The following is a 19228-nucleotide window of genomic DNA, read 5'->3' on the forward strand; positions in this document are numbered from 1 at the left end:
TTTGCGGCTCCCGGACGGGACGGTGCCGGCTAGCTGTTGCCGCCGGTGAAGTAGTTGTGCAGCCCGGGAATCCTGAGCGAGCCGCCGAACTGGCCGGCCTGGGTCACCTTGACCTTGGTGAAGAAGGCGAAGGGCACGTTCAGCGGAGGCGGTGTCTCCGGGCTGAACGTCACCGGGATGAGGCCGAAGAGGTTGCCCTTCAGCTCCTCCGTGTACATCGTCACCGTGCCGTGGCGGATGGTGGACTTGGAGCCCTTCCGCGCCTCGACATGGGCCGTCGTTCCGGCCGGACCGACGGTCTTCTGGTGAAGGTTGTCGATGTCGATGGAGCTGGCGGTGAACTTCAGCACCTTCTTGACCTTGCCGCCGTACGTCTTCACCTCGACGATGCCCTTGTAGTCGAGCCCGCTGAGGGTGAGCATCGAGCTCTCCAGGATCCACGGGTCGTCCGGGAGCAGCGGGACGCCGGTCTCCAGATCGGCCGCGGCCAGTGCCTCGGGGTCGGCGGTGGGACACGGGAAGCGCTCCTTGGCGCCGTCCGGGATGTCCTCGTCCTTCTTGGCGTCGAGTCCCTTGACGTCCTCGTCGAGCTCCTCGACCGACTTGCCTGCCTTGTCGGCGGCCTCGCGGATGGCGGCGGCGGTCTTGTCGGCCGTCTCCTTCGCGGCGTCGGCGGCCTTCTCGACGGGCTTGTCCGCGGACTTCTCCGCGGGCTTCTCGGCGGTGTCGGTCGCCGAGGGCTTCGGGGAAGCGGTGCTCGCGCTCGGGGACGGGCTCGCCGTCTCCTTGTCCGGTCCGTCGAAGAGGTCCCTGAGCGCGTCGCCGACGCCCAGCGGGTCGAGCGGGTTCGTCGACTTCGTGGGGGTGGGCGAGGCGCTCGGCGTGGCGGCCGGTGCGTCGGCCCGGGTTCCGGCTTCGGCGGCCTTCGCCTTCGGCTGGGCCTCGTCGCTCGCGGACGGGGTCGTCGAGGGCTTCGGGGTCGCCGAACCGCCCTTGTCACCGGAGTCGGTGGCGGAGGGGGACGGGGTCGGCGACTTCGACGCGGACGGCGAGGGCTCCTCGCTCGGTTCGTCGGAGCGGGTCACGCAGGGACCGGGCGCGAACGGGATGTCGGAGCTGTCGTCGGCCAGCGCGAGCTTGGGGGTGAGCCCCATGCCCACGAAGACGGCCGTCGGCATCGCGGCGAGCGCGAACGCCTTGCCCGCGGGTATGTGCAGCTTCGTCAGCAAGGACTTCCTGGGGGCCGCGTGGCGCGGTCCGCCTCTCGTGCCGGAATCCTCCCCGGTCGAGTTCAGCTGCCTCTCGTCACCCCGCACGGTGCCTCCCGCCGTCGACCTCAACTGTCGTGTCGTACTGCTCCGGCTGCTGCTGGGGCACCGCTGCCGTGCTGTGGAACTCGGGTCCGGACTCCTGCGTGCCGGGGACGGCCCCGGACTTCTCCCCCGCCATGCCGGCCGGCCCGGAGTCCGGCGTCGGCTCGCCCGGGGCCCAGGAGATGGAGAGCGCTCCACCCAGCAGGGCGAACAGGAAGCCGACCAGGAAGCCACCGATGTTGGCGACGGGTATCGAGATCAGCGCCAGCAGGATCGCGGCGACTCCGGCGAACACCCTCACGATGTGGTGGAACCACATGGTGAGGCCCAGCGTGATGAGCAGGATCCCGATGATCAGGGAACCGGCACCCGCAGTGGTGGACATCGCCAGTGTGACGTTGCCGAGGTGCATGTTGGCGTACGGAAAATACGCGATGGGTAGACCACCCACGATGGTGAACAGGCCCGCCCAGAACGGCCGGTTACCCCGCCAGGTGCGGAATCTCCGCCAGAAGACGCGGAGGTAGTGCTCGTTCTGCCCTGTGGACTCGGGGCTCATGGAAAACAGCTCCCTGGAACCGGTACTGCTGTGAGAAGAGAAGGGGCGGGTGGCCGGAGATCCGTGGCGGAACCCCGGCCACCCTGGGCAAGTGCCCTAGTAGCAAGGCTTGTCGCCGGACTTCAGCCGCAGGCTCAGGTTGCTGAGCTTGAAGGTGCCGGCGGTGGTCGCCCATGCCGTCTGCTTGACGTCGGTCAGCGTCACCGTCTTGGCGCGCTGCGCGAAGCCGTTCGGGTTGACGGCCTTCTCGGTACCGGCCTGGATGCCGGGCTTGCCCATGTCACCGGCGGCGACACCGATGTCGATGTTCTCGAAGTACGCGTCGGCGTCGAGCTCGGCGACATCGAGGTACAGGTTGGTCGCCTCGACCGGCTTCTTCGGGTCGGTGCCCGCCTTCAGCTGCAGCGTGACAGTGCCCAGACCGAACGGCAGGTTCGGAGTGACCACCGACTGGCACATGTTGGTGATCGTGGCATCGCTGAAGCCGGACACGGCAACGGCGTGAGCCCCGTTCTTGCCCTCGGGGTTCATACCGGTGGCGACGGAGCCGTACTGGACGAAGTCATGGCCGACGAGCTTGTCGGTGCTCACCTTGAAGCTCTGGCCGGACACGCTGAAGGACGCCGCGAGGGCACCCTGCGCGAGACCGACACCCACCGCCGCGGTCGCGACGACGCTCGGCACCATGACCAGAGCGAAACGCTTCCATCTGGTGCCGCCACGAACCTGGGAACTCATAATTTTCCTCCTTCTCGGACGTACATCTCCGGTCCGGGCCTGGGCCCGTCCTGGGATGGGAGAAGTGCTACGTCCTCGGCAAGGAGAGCGCCCGCGGACGGAGGCATGAACCGCGTCCGAATCACCGGCGATCACCCCCGAGCGACAACCACTGGCCACGCATTCGCGCAACCTGTATCGGACAGGCCCTGCCGGACGACAGGAACCCCCCTGTCCGGAGCCCGCGTCACTGCCGCCGGCCCACTCGGTGGGGACCCAACAGGGCCGCCGCACCGACTGGCAGCCGGGCTGGCGTTATTGGACCGAGCGTGGCCGATCGTGGTGCATTCCCGCCCGTGACACAAGGGGGTTCGTTACTCGCTAGTAACGGCCCGATAACCGATGCGCGACCGGCTGGTACCGCCCGGCCACACAGGGTGGCTTCGGGGTGAGGGACGAAAGGGGGATCGCTGCGCCAATACGGACAGATCCCAATGCTTGATTTACTGCGAGTAACAGGCCCTTGCTTTATCAAGATTTGGTAAAGCAGGGCCGTCTCTTATCGCCCGACCGCGAAAACGGCCGCGGTCCCCGACGGGGTACCGCGGCCGCTTGTCACATCAGAACAAGACCCGCGCCAGCGCCGTACGCGCGGCGACGACCCGCGGATCGTCGGGGCCGATCACCTCGAACAGCTCCAGCAGCCGCAGCCGCGCGGTGTCCCGGTCGTCGCCGAAGTTGCGCCGCACCGTCTCGACGAGCCGGCCGAAGGCATCCTCGACATGACCGCCGACCAGATCCAGATCGGCGGCGGCGAGCTGCGCCGCGACATCGGCCGGCTTCGCGGCGGCCTCCTCGCGGACCCGCTGGGCGTCCATGTCCTTGACCCGGGAGAGGAGTTCGGCCTGGGCGAGGCCGAGCTTGGCCTCGGTGTTGGCCGGGTCGTCGGACAGGACGTTCTTGTACGCCTGGACGGCACCGGCGAAGTCGTCGGCGTCCAGGGCCTGTACGGCCGCTTCGAGCAGGGCGTCGTACGGCCCTGCGGGCGCCTCGGCCGGAGCCTGGTCGGCCGTCCCGTCGGCGGCGTCCTGGTCGACCACGATCCCGGTGAGCCCGAACCGCTCCTCGCCGACCTGGATCAACTGGTCCAGCGTCTGCCGGATCTGGGCCTCGGGGGCCGCGCCCTGGAAGAGCGGGAGGGCCTGCCCGGCGACGACGGCGAAGACCGCCGGGATGCCCTGGATACCGAACTGCTGCATCAGCATCTGGTTGGCGTCGACATCGACCTTGGCCAGCACGAAGCGGCCGTTGTACTCACGGGCCAGGCGCTCCAGGAGCGGGCCCAGCTGCTTGCACGGCTCGCACCACTCGGCCCAGAAGTCGATGACGACCGGGACCTCGGCGGAACGCTGCAGGACATCGTTCTCGAAGCCTGCCTCATCGACATCGATCACCAGGGCGGACGGCGGTACCGCGCCACCACCACCCTGCCGGGAGGCCTCCGCACGGGCCTGCTCCGCCTTCACCTTGGCCTCGCCGGCCGCCTTCACCGCGGCGAGGTCGACGACGCCGCTCATGGACATGTTCCTAGGCTGCATACGTACATCCTCCCCCCTCGGTGCGCCGATCCGGAAAGCGATACGGGAACCGCGCCCGTCCGCAGCCCCGGCCGGTGTGCGGGGCGTACGGGCGGACACGGTTCGAGGCCGTGATTTCACGGACACGGCCGAGGGCCCCTGAAAGACCCGGTTCGGCGCCGGGTCCCCACCCGGCGCCTGTGGCTGTCATTCGGTTGCGGCGTCACGACGGCATGATCGTCGTCCTTACGCTACGACCCGTAGCGTAACTGCCGGCCACCCCTCGCGCACAGGTGCTATCGGTGATCTGCCTCACGGCGACCGGGACCGGCCGCTTCTACTTACTGACCGGTATGGTCACGGCATGCTGAGCCGCAGCCACCCCAAACCCCTTCGAACGGGACGTCCGCGCAGTGCCGCGGCAGATGAAGCGATCCTGGAGGCGACCAGGGCCTCGCTGGTCGACCTCGGCTGGTCGAAGCTGACCATGAGCGATGTGGCGACGCGGGCCGGGGTGGCCAAGACGACCCTGTACCGGCGGTGGGCGGGCAAGAACGAGCTGGTCGTGGACGCCGTCGCGGTCCTCTTCGACGAGCTGGAACTGCCCGATCTGGGCAGCCTGTCGGCCGATGTGCAGGCGGTGGTGCTGCAGTTCGCCGCGCTGCTGGAGCGGCCGGAGACCCAGACCGCGCTGATGGCGGTGGTCGCGGAGTCGACGCGCGACGAGGCGCTGCGGACCCGGATCCGCGACTCGATCGTGGACCGGCAGAAGCGGCTGGTGCTCCAGGGCCGCCGACGGGCACAGGAGCGCGGGGAGTTGCCCGTCGAGCAGGACGAGGCCGCGGCGGCCGCGACCGCGGATCTGATCTTCGATGTGATCGCCGGTGCGGTCGTACACCGGGCCCTGGTGAGCGCCGAGCCCGTCGACACGGACTGGGCCCGGCGCTTCACCGTGCTGCTGCTCGCGGGGCTGAAGGCCGCGGCCTCCGCGTAGCACCCCTTCGTCAGAAGCCGGGCGGCTCCGTGTAGCTGCCCCACTCGTCGCGCAGGACGCCGCAGATCTCGCCGAGCGTCGCCTCGGCCCGTACCGCGTCCAGCATCGGCGCGATCATGTTGGAGCCGTCGCGGGCGGCGGCCAGCATCGCGTCCAGCGCCGACTTGACCCGGGCGTCGTCGCGGGCGTCCTTGCGGCCGCCGAGCACCCGGACCTGCTCGCGCTCGACCTCATGGCTGACCCGCAGGATCTCCAGGTCGCCGGTGACCGAGCCGTGGTGGACGTTGACGCCGACGACCCGCTTGTCGCCCTTCTCCAGCGACTGCTGGTAGCGGAAGGCGGACTCGGCGATCTCGCCGGTGAACCAGCCGTCCTCGATGCCGCGCAGGATGCCGGAGGTGATCGGCCCGATGGGGTGCTGCCCGTCCGGGTGGGCCCGGGTGCCGCGCTCCTTGATCTGCTCGAAGATCTTCTCGGCGTCGGCCTCGATCCGGTCGGTGAGCTGCTCGACGTACCAGGAACCGCCCAGCGGGTCGGCCACGTTGGCGACGCCGGTCTCCTCCATCAGCACCTGCTGGGTGCGCAGGGCGATCTCGGCGGCCTGCTCGGAGGGGAGCGCGAGGGTCTCGTCGAGGGCGTTGGTGTGCAGCGAGTTGGTGCCGCCGAGCACCGCCGAGAGCGCCTCGACGGCCGTCCGTACGACGTTGTTGTACGGCTGCTGGGCGGTGAGCGAGACACCGGCGGTCTGGGTGTGGAAGCGGAGCCACTGCGCCTTGTCGGTCTTCGCCCCGTACGTCTCCTTCATCCAGCGGGCCCAGATCCGGCGGGCCGCGCGGAACTTGGCGATCTCCTCGAAGAAGTCGAGGTGCGCGTCGAAGAAGAAGGAGAGGCCGGGCGCGAAGGTGTCGACGTCCAGGCCGCGGGAGAGGCCGAGCTCCACGTAGCCGAAGCCGTCGGCGAGGGTGTACGCGAGCTCCTGCGCGGCCGTCGCCCCGGCCTCGCGGATGTGGTAGCCGGAGACGGAGAGCGGCTTGTAGGCGGGGATGTCGCGGGCGCAGTGCTCCATCAGGTCGCCGATGAGGCGCAGATGGGGCTCGGGCTGGAAGAGCCACTCCTTCTGCGCGATGTACTCCTTGAAGATGTCGGTCTGGAGCGTGCCGTTGAGCACGCCCGGGTCGACCCCCTGGCGCTCGGCGGCGACCAGGTACATGCAGAAGACCGGGACGGCGGGGCCGCTGATCGTCATGGACGTCGTGACGTCGCCGAGCGGGATGCCCTTGAAGAGGACCTCCATGTCGGCGGCGGAGTCGATGGCCACACCGCAGTGCCCGACCTCGCCGAGCGAGCGGGGGTCGTCGGAGTCGCGGCCCATCAGCGTCGGCATGTCGAAGGCGACGCTGAGCCCGCCGCCGCCCGCGGCCAGGATCATCTTGTAGCGCTCGTTGGTCTGCTCGGCGTTGCCGAAGCCGGCGAACTGGCGGATGGTCCAGGTCCGGCCGCGGTAGCCGGTCGGGTAGAGCCCCCGGGTGAAGGGGTACTCACCGGGCCAGCCGATCCGCTCGAACCCCTCGTACGTGTCCCCGGGGCGGGGGCCGTACACGGGCTCCACCGGATCCCCGGAGAGTGTGGTGAAGTCCGCGTCACGCTTGCGGGCCTTGTCGTAACGGGCCTGCCAGCGGCGGCGGCCTTCCTCGATCGCGTCAGCGTCCATACCATCGAATTTACTAGGACGTCCTAGTAAATGTCGATGGCAAACCGCCCGGTGCTTCGCACGGGGCGGTTCGGGCGGCGCGGACCGGGGTCAGGCCTTGGCGGTCGCGGGGGCGCCGTCGACGATCAGCGGCTCGACCTCGCGGACGACCTTGCGCTCGACGAAGAACGCGGCCGTCGGGATGGTGCCGGAGATCAGCACCCAGAGGAGCTTGCCCATCGGCCACTTCGCCTTGGAGCCGAGATCGAAGGCGAAGATCAGGTAGATGATGTAGAGCACACCGTGGATCTGGGAGACGACGAGCGTCAGGCCCTCGCCCGTCTCGAATCCGTACTTGAAGACCATGCAGGTGCAGAGCACCAGCAACATGACGGCGGTGACGTAGGCCATCACCCGGTACCGGGTCAGCACACTGCGTTTCATGGCATCGAGACTAACCGGACGGCCGGGGCGATCTTGCAGCGGGCCGGACTCTCGAAACGCCGTTCTACGCCCTGTGTTTCCTCCGCTACGCCTCTTCGAAGTCGTGGGCGGCGACCCGCAGCGGGCGCAGCATCGCGAAGATCTCCGCGCACTCCTCGGCGTCGTACGCCCCGAGCCCGAACTGCATGTCGACCAGGTCCCTGGTCGCCGCCTCGACGACCTCGCGGCCCTTGTCGGTGATGGAGGCGAGGGTGCCGCGGCCGTCGTTGGGGTTGGGGCGCTTGGCGACCAGGCCGGAGCGCACCAGTCGGTCCACGGTGTTGGTGACGGAGGTGGGGTGGACCATGAGCCGCTCGCCGATCTTGGACATCGGCAGCTCGCCGGCCTTGGAGAAGGTGAGCAGCACCAGCGCCTCGTAGCGGGCGAAGGTCAGTCCGTACGGCTTGACCACCGCGTCGACCTCGGCGAGCAGGATCTGCTGGGCGCGCATGATCGAGGTGATCGCCCCCATCGAGGGCACCGGGCCCCAGCGCTGCTGCCAGAGTTCGTCGGCGCGGGCGATGGGATCGAAGGGGAGACTGAGCGGCTTCGGCACGGCACCGACCTTACCCACTGGTCATATGCTGGTCAGCCCCGTCTCGAACTTCGGTCCGAATACGGTGGGCGGGGGCGGTCCTCCTGACCTCCAGGACGAGCGGCAGCAGACAGAGGGCGCCGACCGCACCGGCTCCGGCGACCACCTGGTGCACAGGGAGGAACTCGGCGGCGAGCCCGGCAAGGGCCATACCGACCCCCTGGAGCGTCATCAGTCCGGCGGTGAGCAGGGTCATGGCCCTGCCGCGCAGCGCCTCCGGGACGGCCTCGACGAACCACTGGTCGAGGCCGATGACGTACGCCCCGCCCGCCCCGGCGAGCACCAGCGCGAGCGCGATCGCGACCGTGCCTGGGCGCAGTCCGTACACCACCAGGGGCAGCGGTCCCGCGACGGCGGCCGGCAGCACGACCAGGGCGCGCAGCCGGGAGCCGAGCGCCGTGCCGACGTAGAGTTCGGCAACGATCTGACCGATGGGCATCGCACACATCAGCAGTCCCAGCACGACGGGGCCGGCCCCGATCTCGTCCGCGTACGGGACGGCCAGCGCCTCCGGTGCGACGACGAACAGCGGGGGCACCCAGAAGAGCAGCATCAGCGCGCGGATCCTGCGGTTCCCGAGCAGGTCGCGGGCTCCGGCGAGCGATTCCTTGAGCAGGGCGTCACGACGGTCCCCGTCGGACCTGGCGGGCCGGTCGCGGGTGCCGAAGCGGAGCAGGGCAGCCGAGCAGAGGAAGGTCACCACGGTGACCGTGATCGCACCCCGGGGCGAGAACACGGCGAGCAGCACCCCACCCGCCCCGAAGCCGGCGAGCAGCGCGCTCTGCGAGACGATCCGCAGCAGCGAGCGGCCGAGGACATAGTGCTCGCCCTCGCCCAGGATGTCCGTGAGCGCGGCCATCCGCGTCCCGGTGAAGACCGGTGAGACGGCGGCGATCAGGCAGCGCAGCGCGAGCAGTCCGCCGACCGGGGTGCCCGGCAGCACCATCACGGTGACGCAGCCGGCACAGATCAGATCGCAGGTGACGAGGACCCGGCGGGCGGGGTAGCGGTCGGCGACCCCGGCGAAGAGGGTGCCTCCCACCAGGTACGGGAGAAGGCCGAGCGCGAAGGTGAGCGCGCTGAGCAGGGGCGAACCGGTGAGCCCGTACACCAGGACGGTGAGAGCGAGCTCGCTGACGACGACGCCGAGGAGGGAGAGCAGATGCGCGGCGAAGACCGCCCGGAACTCCCGGACGGCGAAGACGGCGCGGTAGCCGCCGGAGGTACCGGCGTCGGCCGTGTCGGGGGCGGTCGCCCCGGGGGCGGGAGGGACCGCTGGGTTTTCGGTGTCTGACGGCATGGTCGCAGCCTGGGGGCCTGCGGCGGCTCTCCGTAGACTTTCGGCCCACACCGAAAGTTACGAGGCCGCGCATGTCGTTCCAGCTGCACCTCGACGGGGGCGATCTGCTGCGCTGCCGGTTCGCACTGTCACCGCTCGGCGAGACCCAGGCGGCCGTGCGCGTCCTGGCCCAGCCCGAGCGGCACGGGTACCACCTGCCGTGGCTCCGGCTGATCCGCGACGCGGCCGACGGCCTCGAACTCGGGCCGCTTTGGCAGCTGATGGCACGGCGCGGGCACAACCCCGACTTCTTCAGCCCGCCGCCGCCCGGTCCGGTCACCACCTTCGAGGAGGAGATCGCCGGGGTGCGGTCCGTCGATCCGGAGGTCGCCCGCCGGGACATCGCACTGTCACTGGCCAACCGGCCCGAACTGCTGCGCTCCCCCACCGGACAGGCGATGCTCGCCGATCCGGTCGGGACCGCCCGGTATCTGGCCGACCTGCTGGAGCAGGCCTGGCGGGTGCTGATCGAGCCGCACTGGCCACGGCTGCGCGCGCTGCTGGAGGCGGACATCGCCTACCACTCGCGGCGGCTCGCCGCGGTCGGCTTCGAGCGGCTGCTGGGTGAGTTGAGCCCCCAGCTGAGCTGGTCGGATTCGACGCTCACCATCATCGGGACGCGCGGCAGGCACACCCGGGTGCTGGGCGGGCAGGGGCTGGTCCTGATTCCCAGCGTCTTCTGCTGGCCGGACGCGGTCAGCGGCTTCGAACCGCCGTGGCAGCCCGCGATCGTCTACCCGGCACGCGGCATCGGCGGGCTGTGGACGGAACCCGCCGACCGCACCCCGCAGGTGCTCGCCCGGCTGCTGGGGCGTGGCCGGGCCGATGTCCTGTGCGCGCTCGACGAACCAGCCGGCCCGAGCGCGCTCGCGCACCGTCTGGGCCTCGCGGTGTCCTCCGTGTCGGAGCATCTGTCGGTGCTGCGTGCGGCGGGGCTGCTGACGTCGCGCCGGTACGGGCATCAGGTGCTGTACGAGCGGACTCCGCTCGGGATCGCCCTGGCCGTGCCGGAGCGCGGCCGGGCGGAATGAGGCGAGCCCCCGGACCGGGGGCCGGGGGCTCGTCACGGGGGCGTCGCGGGCGGGGCGTCAGTCCGCGAGGTAGCGCTCGACCGTCTCGACCTTGGAGGTCAGGCCGTCGGTGACGCCGGGGCGGATGTCGGCCTTCAGTACGAGGGAGACGCGTCCGGCGCGGGCCTCGACGGCGGCGACGGCACGCTTGACGACGTCCATGACTTCGTCCCATTCACCTTCCACGGAGGTGAACATGGCGTCCGTGCGGTTGGGCAGGCCGGACTCGCGGACGACCCGGACGGCGTCGGCGACGTACTCGCCGACGTCCTCACCGACACCCAGCGGGCTGACCGAGAACGCGACGATCATGCGCTGACCACGCCTTCGCGGCGGGCGCGGGCGGCGATGACGCCGTCGGCCTCGTAGCGCTTGAGCAGCTTGTCGCCGTACAGCCCGCCGAACGGCAGCAGTGCGAGCAGGAAGAAGAGCGCGACGCGCTTCAGCGGCCACTTGGTCTTGGCCCAGACATCGAGCAGCAGGACGGCGTAGATCACGAAGAGCACGCCGTGCAGGATGCCCAGCGGCATCATCAGGAAGTCGATGTCGGAGACCCGGCTGAGGACCGAGCCGAAGATGATCAGCGCCGGGAAGGAGAGCGCCTCGGGAATCGAGATGAGGCGCAGCCGGTGCAGGGCGGTAGCGGTCTTGATGTCCACGGGGGCACCTTCGGTGGGAGGACGGTGACAGCTTGTGAATACAGGCACAAGCGGACCCATTGTGACATCGACGCGGTCGGTGCCCGGCGCCGGGGCCCGATACCGGGTGTCGCAGGCGCCGGGTCATACGTCCCGGTTGCGTACGGGTCCGGTACCGGATGCGTATCAGGGGCGGTTCGGGGCCGGAGATCCTCCCCCGGGCCCTGTCCGGGCCGGGCGGCCTGGCGCTAACGTCGCTCCGTGGCAATGTTCCGACTCCAAGGCAGCAGAACGCTCGCCGTCGACCTGGCCGGTGACGCCGTCAAGGCGAAGAACGGCTCGATGGTCGCCTACGACGGCCGGATGACGTTCAAGAAGATGACCGGCGGCGGTGACGGGCTGCGCGGCATGGTGACCCGGCGGCTGACCGGCGAGCAGATGTCCGTGATGGAGGTGACCGGCCAGGGCACCTGTTATTTCGCGGACCGCGCGAGCGAGATCAACCTCGTCTCGCTGCACAGCGACAAGCTCTACGTCGAGGCGAGCAATCTGCTGTGCGCCGACGCCGGACTGCGCACCGGCACCACCTTCACCGGCCTGCGCGGCGGGGCGAGCGGCAACGGCCTGTTCACCACCACCGTCGAGGGCACCGGCCAGGTGGCGATCATGTCGGACGGCGCGGCGGTGGCGCTGCGGGTCTCGGCCCAGTACCCGCTGTTCGTCGACCCTGGCGCCTACATCGCCCACCAGGGCAAGCTCCAGCAGCACTTCCAGTCCGGGGTGAACTTCCGGACGCTGATCGGCGAGGGCTCCGGGGAGTCCTTCCAGATCCGGTTCGAGGGCGAGGGCGTGGTCTACGTCCAGCCGAGCGAGCGGAACACCATCGGGGGCGATGTCTGATGCCGTTCCGCGAGATCAACTCGAAGATGGTCGAGGCGACGGTGGTTCCCGGCCAGAAGATGTACAGCCAGCGGGGCGCGATGCTCGCCTACCGCGGCGAGGTGTCGTTCACGCCGAACATCCAGGGCGGCCAGGGCGGCGTGATGTCGATGATCGGCCGGCGGGTGGCGGGCGAGGCGACCCCGCTGATGACGGTCGAGGGCAGCGGAACGGTGATGTTCGGCCACGGCGGCCATCACATCCAGGTGATCGATCTGGCCGGGGACACCCTCTACGTGGAGGCCGACCGGCTGCTCGCCTTCGACGGGACGCTCCAGCAGGGCACGATGTTCATGGGCTCGCAGGGTGGCGTGATGGGCATGGTGCGCGGCCAGGTGACCGGACAGGGGCTGTTCACCACCACGCTCCAGGGCCACGGTGCGGTCGCGGTGATGGCCCACGGCGGGGTGATCGAGCTGCCGATCACTCCCGGCCGCGACGTCCATGTGGACCCGCAGGCGTACGTCGCGCACCACGGCGACGTACGGAACAAACTCTCGACCGCACTCGGCTGGCGCGACATGGTGGGGCGCGGCTCCGGCGAGGCGTTCCAGCTGGAGCTGAGCGGCAGTGGCGCGGTGTACGTACAGGCCTCGGAGGAGAAGCTGTGAGCACGCCCGTGGTCTTCGACCCGATGACGCTGCCGTCGGACGACAACGTCAACTCGTACACCTTCTGCGTGGAGCTCAAGGGGAGCCAGTGGTTCCTGCAGAAGGGCAAGATGATCGCCTATTACGGGCAGATCGATTTCAACGGCATCGGTCACGGCCGCTTCGAGCGGCTGATCCGTACGAGCTTCCACTCACCGCTGCACGCGAGCGACTGGGTGGTCGCCGAGGGCAGCGGCAAGATGCTGCTCGCGGACCGGGCCTTCGACGTGAACTCCTACGACCTGGACGAGGGGAACCTGACCATCAGGTCGGGCAATCTCCTCGCCTACCAGCCGTCGCTGGCACTCAAGCAGTCGATCGTTCCGGGATTTCTGACCCTGATCGGCACGGGCAAGTTCGTGGCCGCCTCCAACGGCCCGGTGGTCTTCATGGAGCCGCCGCTGCGGGTCGACCCGCAGGCCCTGGTGGGCTGGGCGGACTGCCCCTCGCCGTGCCACCACTACGACCACGGCTACATGACGGGCGTACTGGGCGGGCTGCGGTCGTTGACGGGGATCGGGGGCACCTCGGGCGAGGAGCACCAGTTCGAGTTCGTCGGCGCAGGCACGGTGCTGCTCCAGTCGACCGAGATCCTGATGGCCGAACAGCCGACGGGTCCGGTGCCGGGGCAGGCCGGGGTTCCGGGCGGCGGCGGTCAACCTGGCGCCTCACCCCGTATGCCCGGTCAGCTCGGGGACCTCCAGCGTCGCTTCGGTTTGTGAACGGTAGGCTGCGGAGCGTGACGTCGAACGTCTGCACCCCGCGGCCGGACCCGTCTCCGGACCGGTACAGACCGTCACACCCCCCTACTTCGTCCGGCTTTCAACTTCTTAGGTAGAATCCATATATGGAGACCGAGACGGCCACCCGCTGGCTGAACGACGCGGAGCAGTGCGCCTGGCGCACCCACCTGGACGTCAGCAGGCTGCTGATGCACCAACTGGAGAAGGATCTCCAGCCGTTCGGCCTGACCAACAACGACTACGAGATCCTGGTCAATCTCTCGGAGTCGGACGACCAGCGCATGCGGATGAGTGACCTAGCCGCGGCGACGCTGCAGTCCAAGAGCAGGCTCTCGCACCAGATCACCCGCATGGAGAACGCCGGCCTGGTCCGCAGGGAGAACTGCGAGTCCGACCGGCGCGGTCTGTACGCGGTCCTGACCGAGGACGGCGCGGAGACGATGCGCAAGGTGGCGCCGCACCACGTGGCGTCGGTCCGCAAGCACTTCATGGACCTGCTGACGCCGGAGGCGCTGGCGGACCTGCACGCGGCGCTGACCCCGATCGCGGAGCATCTGCGGGGACGACGCGGCAAGGCGTGACCAGCGGCGGGGCCGCGTCCGGCACCGGTGACGCGCACCGCGCGTGACCCCGCCGGCGCGGCGTTCGGCCGAGGCAGTGCTCAGCCGGGGCGGCGCTCGCCCGGCGCGGCGTTCAGCCGGCGCCGGGCAGCCTGAGCTCGAACCGGGCGCCGCCCTCCCGCGCACTGTCGACCGTCAGCCGACCCCCGTGCCGGACGGCGACGTCCCGGGCGATGGCCAGGCCGAGACCCGCGCCGCCGTCGTCCCGGGTGCGGGCGTCGTCGAGCCGTACGAAACGTTCGAAGATCCGCTCGCGCTCGTCCGGCGGCACGCCCGCCCCGTCGTCGGTGACGGCGACGACCACGCCGCCCCGCTCCGCCGCCCGCACCGAGACGGTCACCGTGCTCCGCGCATGCCGCTCCGCGTTGTCCAGCAGATTGCCGATCACCCGCGCCAACTGCCCGCGTGATCCGGCCACTTCGAAGGGCCCGGAGTCCGGCACCGACACCGTCACCGCGATCCGGTCCCCGGTGCGCTGCGAGACCTCCTCGCGGACCAGCGCGCCCAGGTCCAGCACCGTACGGCCCGGCCGCTCCCCCGCGTCCAGCCTGGCCAGCAGCAGGAGATCGGCAGCCAGCGCCTGGAGCCGTACGGTGTCGGCGACCGCGCCCGGCAGGTCCAGCAGCTCCGGATGGGCCGCGCCCACCTCCAGTTGGGTGCGCAGCGAGGCGATCGGGCTGCGCAGTTCGTGCGAGGCGTCCGCGACGAACCGCCGCTGCCGGTCGACGGAGGCCTCCAGAGCGGTGAGCGTCTCATTGGTCGTACGGGCCAGCCGGGCGACCTCGTCGCGCGAGCCGGGCTCCGGCACCCGTCGGCTCAGGTCCTCGGACGCGGTGATCGCGGCCATCTCGCGCCGGATGCCCTCGACCGGGCGCAGCGCCCGCCGGGTCACCAGCCAGGTCACCCCGGAGACCACGAGCAGCAGCAACGGCAGCCCGATCAGCATCGCGCCGCGCACCGTGCCCACGGCCTCCTGCTCGGCGGCCAGCGGGGCACCCGCGTGCACGGTCAGCGTCACCCCGGCGGGGGTCGTCGCCCGCACGGACGCGAAACGGTAGTCGGCCGTCTCGCCGTCCACGTTCGCGGTGCCGTTGATGAAGTCCGGTTCGTCGGAGTCGACTTCACCGCGGCCGGGGGCGGGGGTGGCGTGACCGTCGTCGTCATCGCTTCCGTCGTCGCCCCCGTTGTCGTCGTCGCTCGCGCTGCCGGACGCCCCGGCGGCCGGGGGCGGGGCCGGGACGGGCGTGACCCGGTCCGTGCCGGTGCCGGAGATCGCCCGGAGGTCCTTGGAGACGGCGACCACCCGCCCGTCCTCGTCGGTCACCTGGACCGGATGGTCCTCCTCGTCGCGCATCTCCAGCCGGTCGTACGGCACGTCGAGGGCGAGCTGCCCGGCCACTTCCCGGGCCACCACCTCGGCCTGGAGCCCCGCCTGGTCGGTGAGGTTGGCACGAAGGACGAGGAGTACGGAGAGCCCGGCGCCGATCAGCGCGAGGGCGACCACCACGGTGGCGCCGAGCGCGGCCCTGGCCCGGACCGACCTCACAGCGCCTCCAGCCGGTACCCGGCGCCGCGCACCGTGCGGATGGCGGCCGGGCCGAGCTTGCGCCGCAGCGTGCTCACGTACACCTCGACGATGTTCGGGTCGCCGTCGTAGGCGAAGTCCCAGACGTGTTCGAGGATGTCCGCCTTGCTCACCACCTCCCCGGACCGCAGCGCGAGCTGTTCCAGCACCGCGAACTCCTTGGTGGTGAGGGTGATCTCGGCCTCGCCGAGGTGGACGCGGCGGGCGGCGGTGTCCATGCGCAGGGCTCCGACGGTGACCACCGGCGAGCCGGAGCCGCCGCCCCGGCGCCGCAGCAGCGCCCGGATCCGCGCCACCAGCACCACGTACGAGAAGGGCTTGGTCAGATAGTCGTCGGCCCCGGTGTCGAGGCCCTCCGCCTCGTCGTACTCCCCGTCCTTCGCCGTCAGCATCAGGATGGGCGTCTCGTGCCCGGCGGCGCGCAGGGCGGCGCAGACCCGGTAGCCGTTCATCCCGGGCAGCATGATGTCGAGGACGATGAGGTCGTACGCCCCTTCGGCGGCCCGGTGCAGCCCTTCGAGGCCGTCGTGCACGACGTCCACGGCGAAGCCCTCGGCGGTGAGCCCCGCGGCCAGGGCCGTCGCGAGCCGCTTCTCGTCCTCCACGATCAACAGGCGCATACGCACAGGGTCGCAAACCGAACCTGAAGACGGCTTCAGGTGGCTTCAGGCTGCGTTCAGCATCACCCCGGCAATGTGGTCCTCGTCGAAACCGGCCACCCGATCGGGGAGGAACCCTCATGAAGCGCAAGATCGTCATCGCCGCCGTCACCGCGGCCGTGCTCGCCGGCGGCGGAGCCGCCACCGCGGTCGCCGTCGCGGACGACGACAGCCACGACCGCGAGGTCAAGAGCAGCGTGGCGAGCGACGGCACCGCCCGGGTGGACGTGAAGGAAGCGGTCGCGGCCGCCGTCGAGGCCGTCCCCGGCACGGTCACCGAGGCCGAGCTGGACGACGAGGACGGCGGGCTCGTCTGGGAGCTCGACGTGTACGGCTCTGACAAGGTCTGGCACGACGTGACGGTGGACGCGGGCAACGGCAAGGTGCTCGCCAAGCACACCTCCGACGATGACGACGACCAGGGCGACGACCGCGACCTGCACGCGCCCCGGTCCGCCGCCGTGTCGCTGGACTCGGCGGTCGACGCCGCGCTGAAGGCGAACCCCGGGACCGTGACGTCGGTCGACCTGGACGACCACGACGGCCGGAGCGACCAGGCTCTGCACTGGGAGGTCGACGTCCAGGGCAAGGACGGCAAGCAGCACGAGCTGAACGTCGACGCGAACACGGGCAAGGTGACGTCCGGCCACGTGGACGACGACGGTCACGACAGCGACGGTCACGACGACGACCGTGACGGGGACGACGACTAGGCCGGACGCGGCCCAGGGCCTCAGGGGGCGTTGCCCGAGAGGACCGTGCCATCGGCGAAGCCCATGAACAGGACGTCGCCCTGGGCGATCAGCGAGACCGTCGCCGGATCGAGCGGATCGCCCGGGGGCGCGGGCCAGCCCGTGTACAGCTTGGAGCCCGTGCTCTCCACGTTCCCCGTGTCGGGCGGCGTCAGGTCGAGGGCCTCCGTGCCGTATCCCGCGACGAGGACGACCTGGTCCCCGGCCAGGGCCGGGGCGCCCTCGGTCTCCAGCCCCTCGGACGCCTCGGTCGTCGACCAGACCAGCTGGCCGTCGGAGAGCCGGAGCGCGTACACCTGCTTCTTGTCGCTGATCACGATCGTGCCGTCCCGTGACACGGTGGGCCGGTAGGCGACGTCCACGCCGGGGGCGTACGACCGGCGGCCTTCGGGGTCCGTCACATCGACGACGGTCAGTCCGTCCGGTCCCGAGCAGAGAAGGTTCTTGCCCTTCAGGACGGGGGTGCGGCAGGTGACGTCATCGGCGGCGACGTCGGCCAGCGGGGTACCGTCCGCACTCTTCAGGACGGTGATGCCCGCTCCGACCGCGACGAGCCGGCCGTCGGCGAGGGCGAGTTGCGCCGTGGTGGCCCGGTCGCTCCACGGCTTGTCCCAGACAGCGGTGTGGCTGCCGGTGAGCCGGTGGGCGAGGAGCCGGGACGCGCCCGTGCCGGTGGCCCGGGTCGCGTAGTACAGGACTCCGTCCGACTGGACGGAGTCGGTCACCCGGGTGCCCTCGGGCAGCGGCTCCCGCCACTTCCGCGCTCCGTCGTCCAGGCCGAGCGCCACCAGGGCGCCGTCCTGGAAGGCGTAGACGGTGGTGCCGATGACGGCGGCCACCGAGGCCGGTCCGCTGCCCGCCCCGCCCGGCTCGGTCCGCCAGCGCTGTTCACCGTTCGCGGCGTCCAGCACGGTGATGCGCTGCGGGCCGCCGCAGACCAGGGACGTGTCGGCCAGTACACACTCCACCGGCCCGTTATCGATCTTGGCCTTCCACGCCTTCCAGTCCGCCGGCTTCCTGGAGACGTCGGTGGCGGCCGCCCCGAAGTCCCCGGTGTGGCCCGCGTCCGCGCCCGGCACGACCGCAGGCCCCGCCTTCGTCCGCGCAGCGTCCGAGGCGGAAGCGGTAGGCCCCGCGCCGCCACCGCTTCCGCCCGCGTTGTCGTCGCTCCCGCCGTCCCCCTCGAAAAGTCCCGGCAGCAGCACCGCGCCCAGCACCACGCACACCACCGTGGCCGCCGCCGCCAACGCGATCCACAGCCCCTTGTTGCCCTTCCGGTCTCCCGGTACGGCCACCGGCACGACCGGCGTCGGGGCGAAGGCGGGGCCGCCGGGGTGCGGGGCGGCGGACGGGGCCGGCGGTGCGACGCGGGCCGGGGCGGCCGCCTCGGCGGCGGCGCGGGCCGCCGCCGCGTGCGCGGCCAGCTGCCCCCGTACCGCTTCCGTCCAGGGGAAGGCTCCTGGGGTGGTCCGGCCCGGCACCAGCATCTCGGCCAGCTGCTGCGGCGTCGGCCGGGCCCCGGCCTCGCCGCGCAGGCACTCCTCGATCACCGCGCGCAACTGCGCCGGTACGCCGGAGAGTTCGGCCTCGCCCTGGGCGATCCGGAAGATCACGGCAGCCATGTCGGAGTCGTCGAACGGGCCCCGGCCGGTCGCCGCGAAGGCGAGCACCGCACCGAGGCAGAAGACGTCCGACGCGGGTACGAGCGCCCGTGAGCCGTTGACGTGTTCCGGCGAGATGTAGCCGGGGCTGCCGACGACCACACCGGTCCGGGTCAGCTGGGTGGCGTCGAAGGCCTGGGCGATCCCGAAGTCGATCACCTTCGGCCCGTCGGCGCCGAGCAGCACGTTGCCCGGCTTGAGGTCGCGGTGGAGCACGCGCACCGCGTGCATGTCGGCGAGCGCGCGGGCCAGACCGGCGCCCATCTCGCGCACCACCGGCTCGGGCATCGGCCCGCCCCGGATCACCGCCTCGGCGAGCGAGGGGCCGGGGACGTACTCGGTCGCCAGCCAGGGCAGCCGGCCGCCCGCGTCACCGCCGACGAGGGACGCGGTGTGCGGGCTGCGCACGGCACCCGCCGCGTCGATCTCACGCCGGAAGCGGATCCGGAAGCCGTCGTCGAGGTCGAGATCGGCGCGTACGGTCTTCAGCGCGACCAGCCCGGAGAGGGGGTCCGGCGCACCGGCGGGCCGGGCGAGATACACCTCGCCCATGCCGCCGGCGCCCAGCAGTCCGAGAAGCTGGTACGGGCCGATCAGCCGGGCCTTGCCGGGTGGAAGCGGCTCGATCACTGCGCGGTCCCCTC

Annotated in this window: 20 protein-coding genes; 7 read left to right on the forward strand and 13 right to left on the reverse strand. The window is 70.9% G+C overall.

Annotation, left to right across the window (positions count from 1 at the left end; genetic code table 11):
• Positions 1–29: 29 nt before the first annotated feature.
• The 4 genes from OG842_RS12225 to OG842_RS12240 form a co-directional block, all read right to left on the reverse strand.
• On the reverse strand, positions 30–1316 hold the full coding sequence (locus OG842_RS12225; RefSeq protein WP_266729636.1) for a hypothetical protein: 1287 nt from the start codon (positions 1314–1316) through the stop codon (positions 30–32).
• Complete coding sequence (locus OG842_RS12230) at positions 1306–1872, reverse strand: DUF6114 domain-containing protein (protein ID WP_266729637.1); 567 nt, start codon at positions 1870–1872, stop codon at positions 1306–1308. Before OG842_RS12230 ends, OG842_RS12225 begins: the two co-directional genes overlap by 11 nt.
• Before the next feature lie 96 nt (positions 1873–1968).
• Positions 1969–2610 (reverse strand): DUF6230 family protein, encoded by a 642-nt coding sequence (locus OG842_RS12235; protein ID WP_266729638.1) that lies wholly within the window; start codon positions 2608–2610, stop codon positions 1969–1971.
• 599 nt (positions 2611–3209) lie between these two features.
• Positions 3210–4172, reverse strand: a complete 963-nt coding sequence (locus tag OG842_RS12240) for a tetratricopeptide repeat protein (protein WP_266729639.1) — start codon at positions 4170–4172, stop codon at positions 3210–3212.
• Between the two features lie 358 nt (positions 4173–4530).
• Here OG842_RS12240 and OG842_RS12245 point away from each other — a divergent pair, with 358 nt between their 5' ends.
• Complete coding sequence (locus OG842_RS12245; protein ID WP_266729640.1) at positions 4531–5160, forward strand: TetR/AcrR family transcriptional regulator; 630 nt, start codon at positions 4531–4533, stop codon at positions 5158–5160.
• A gap of 10 nt (positions 5161–5170) precedes the next feature.
• Here OG842_RS12245 and OG842_RS12250 read toward each other — a convergent pair whose 3' ends face one another.
• The 4 genes from OG842_RS12250 to OG842_RS12265 form a co-directional block, all read right to left on the reverse strand.
• Entirely contained in the window at positions 5171–6871 is a 1701-nt protein-coding gene (locus OG842_RS12250; RefSeq protein ID WP_266729641.1) for an acyl-CoA mutase large subunit family protein, read from the reverse strand.
• Between the two features lie 90 nt (positions 6872–6961).
• Complete coding sequence (locus tag OG842_RS12255; protein WP_266729642.1) at positions 6962–7294, reverse strand: DUF3817 domain-containing protein; 333 nt, start codon at positions 7292–7294, stop codon at positions 6962–6964.
• An 85-nt stretch (positions 7295–7379) separates the two neighbouring features.
• Positions 7380–7889, reverse strand: a complete 510-nt coding sequence (locus OG842_RS12260) for a MarR family winged helix-turn-helix transcriptional regulator (protein WP_266729643.1) — start codon at positions 7887–7889, stop codon at positions 7380–7382.
• 10 nt (positions 7890–7899) lie between these two features.
• Positions 7900–9228, reverse strand: coding sequence for an MFS transporter (locus OG842_RS12265; protein ID WP_266729644.1), 1329 nt, complete (start codon positions 9226–9228; stop codon positions 7900–7902).
• Between the two features lie 71 nt (positions 9229–9299).
• On the opposite strand from OG842_RS12265, the gene OG842_RS12270 reads away from it, so the two are divergent.
• On the forward strand, positions 9300–10298 hold the full coding sequence (locus OG842_RS12270) for an ArsR/SmtB family transcription factor (protein ID WP_266729645.1): 999 nt from the start codon (positions 9300–9302) through the stop codon (positions 10296–10298).
• Positions 10299–10355: 57 nt separating this feature from the next.
• On the opposite strand, the gene OG842_RS12275 is transcribed toward OG842_RS12270, so the two are convergent.
• Positions 10356–10649 (reverse strand): MTH1187 family thiamine-binding protein, encoded by a 294-nt coding sequence (locus OG842_RS12275; protein WP_014048385.1) that lies wholly within the window; start codon positions 10647–10649, stop codon positions 10356–10358.
• Entirely contained in the window at positions 10646–10996 is a 351-nt protein-coding gene (locus OG842_RS12280; RefSeq protein WP_093544066.1) for a DUF3817 domain-containing protein, read from the reverse strand. Before OG842_RS12280 ends, OG842_RS12275 begins: the two co-directional genes overlap by 4 nt.
• A gap of 246 nt (positions 10997–11242) precedes the next feature.
• Here OG842_RS12280 and OG842_RS12285 point away from each other — a divergent pair, with 246 nt between their 5' ends.
• From OG842_RS12285 to OG842_RS12300, 4 genes are all read left to right on the forward strand, one after another.
• On the forward strand, positions 11243–11875 hold the full coding sequence (locus OG842_RS12285; protein WP_266733550.1) for an AIM24 family protein: 633 nt from the start codon (positions 11243–11245) through the stop codon (positions 11873–11875).
• Entirely contained in the window at positions 11875–12525 is a 651-nt protein-coding gene (locus tag OG842_RS12290; RefSeq protein ID WP_266729646.1) for an AIM24 family protein, read from the forward strand. The genes OG842_RS12285 and OG842_RS12290 overlap by 1 nt, the downstream gene beginning before the upstream one ends.
• A complete protein-coding gene (locus OG842_RS12295) occupies positions 12522–13286 on the forward strand; it encodes an AIM24 family protein (RefSeq protein ID WP_266729647.1) in 765 nt (254 codons plus the stop codon). The genes OG842_RS12290 and OG842_RS12295 overlap by 4 nt, the downstream gene beginning before the upstream one ends.
• 125 nt (positions 13287–13411) lie before the next feature.
• Positions 13412–13888: a MarR family winged helix-turn-helix transcriptional regulator gene (locus OG842_RS12300; protein ID WP_266729648.1), complete on the forward strand. Its 477-nt coding sequence runs from the start codon at positions 13412–13414 to the stop codon at positions 13886–13888.
• A gap of 112 nt (positions 13889–14000) precedes the next feature.
• Here OG842_RS12300 and OG842_RS12305 read toward each other — a convergent pair whose 3' ends face one another.
• Together OG842_RS12305 and OG842_RS12310 are read right to left on the reverse strand one after the other, a co-directional pair.
• Positions 14001–15473 carry a sensor histidine kinase gene (locus OG842_RS12305; RefSeq protein WP_266729649.1) on the reverse strand — a complete coding sequence of 491 codons (1473 nt, stop codon included), beginning with the start codon at positions 15471–15473 and terminating at the stop codon, positions 14001–14003.
• On the reverse strand, positions 15470–16132 hold the full coding sequence (locus OG842_RS12310) for a response regulator transcription factor (protein ID WP_266729650.1): 663 nt from the start codon (positions 16130–16132) through the stop codon (positions 15470–15472). The genes OG842_RS12305 and OG842_RS12310 overlap by 4 nt, the downstream gene beginning before the upstream one ends.
• Before the next feature lie 119 nt (positions 16133–16251).
• Here OG842_RS12310 and OG842_RS12315 point away from each other — a divergent pair, with 119 nt between their 5' ends.
• Entirely contained in the window at positions 16252–16884 is a 633-nt protein-coding gene (locus OG842_RS12315) for a PepSY domain-containing protein (RefSeq protein ID WP_266729651.1), read from the forward strand.
• Between the two features lie 20 nt (positions 16885–16904).
• Here the strand turns inward: OG842_RS12315 and OG842_RS12320 are convergent, their stop codons facing one another.
• On the reverse strand, positions 16905–19214 hold the full coding sequence (locus OG842_RS12320) for a protein kinase domain-containing protein (RefSeq protein WP_266729652.1): 2310 nt from the start codon (positions 19212–19214) through the stop codon (positions 16905–16907).
• Positions 19215–19228: the final 14 nt, after the last annotated feature.

This window comes from Streptomyces sp. NBC_00376 (assembly GCF_036077095.1).
In the GTDB taxonomy this organism is placed as follows: Bacteria; Actinomycetota; Actinomycetes; order Streptomycetales; family Streptomycetaceae; genus Streptomyces.